1 pseudogene is annotated in these 1,231 nt (G+C 71.9%); it reads left to right on the plus strand.

Features of this window, described 5'->3' with window-relative positions:
- Positions 1-69 precede the first annotated feature (69 nt).
- A pseudogene (locus G4D87_RS37945) lies at positions 70-1,161 on the plus strand (HAMP domain-containing protein); the annotation flags it as partial.
- Positions 1,162-1,231 lie beyond the last annotated feature (70 nt).

Raw genomic sequence — 1,231 nt, forward strand, 5'->3', positions numbered from 1 at the left:
CCCCCGAGCAGGCGCCCGCGCCCCCTGGAGACGAGACTTGCGGTTGGACGGCCCGCCACGTAGCGAGGAATGCCCGTGAAGCTCTCCCTCGCGACCCGCATCTTCCTGGGCTACGCCGTGGTGCTCGGCACCTTCGGGCTGGTGTCCCTGTTCAGCGTGACGGAGCTCCACCGCAACCGGCTGGAGATACGGCTCGTGAGCCAGGGCTACCTCCAGCTCTCCCAGGACGCCGCGGAGCTGGAGACCTTCCACGCCACCCAGGAGAAGGACACCGAGCGCCTCATCCAAGAGGGCAACGTCGAAATCCGCCGCGCCTTCATCCGGCTGGCCCGGACCTACAATTCGCCCCTCATGACGCAGCGGCTCGCCGCCGCCCAGGCCAAGGCGCACGAGGTGCTGGCCTCCGCCCCCGACAGCGAGGCCCCCTTCATCCGGAGCCTGGAGGACCGCTTCGGCGAGCTCCAGGCCCGCTACCGCGACTACGGCCGCGCCGCCGAGGCCGTCTTCACCGCCCTGGCCACGGAGAGCCCGGACCGGGAGCAGGTCACCGTCGCCACCGCCAGACTGCGGCAAGAGGAGAACGCCATCGGCCGCGAGATTCGCGTGCTGCGCGCCGCCCTCTCCAACCGCATCCGCGAGCGCGTGGACGGCGCCGAGGAGCGCGAGCGCACCACCGGCCTCTTCATCATCGGCTTCTCCGTGGCCGCCATCGCAGTGGGCGTGGGCGCCACCGCCTGGTCCGCACGCACGCTGCGCCCCATGCGCAACCTCATCCGCGGCGTGTCCCGCATCGGCCGCGGTGACTACAACGCCCAGCTCGGCGTGCGCGGCGACGACGAGGTGGCCGTCCTGGCCCGCGAGTTCGACCAGATGGCCCGCTCCCTCCAGGCCCGCGAGGCCCAGCTCAAGGCCCAGGCCGAGGCCCTCATGCGCGCCGAGCAGCTCGCCGCCGTGGGCCGCATCTCCGCCCAAATCGTCCACGAGGTGCGCAACCCCCTGTCCTCCATTGGCCTCAACGTGGAGCTGCTCCAGGACGGCTTTGAAGCCGCCCGCTTCGCCACCCCCGAGGACGCCGCCGAGGTGAAGGACCTCATCGGCGCCGTCACCCAGGAGGTGGACCGCCTGGCGGACGTCACCGAGCAGTACCTGCGCATCGCCCAGGTCGGGCTCCACACGCGGCTGGCTCCGCTGACGGTGGCGTGATGCGCACCGCGCGCGCCATTGACGAGCG

Origin of the sequence: Myxococcus vastator (assembly GCF_010894475.1) — a bacterium.
Taxonomy (GTDB): Bacteria; Myxococcota; Myxococcia; order Myxococcales; family Myxococcaceae; genus Myxococcus; species Myxococcus vastator.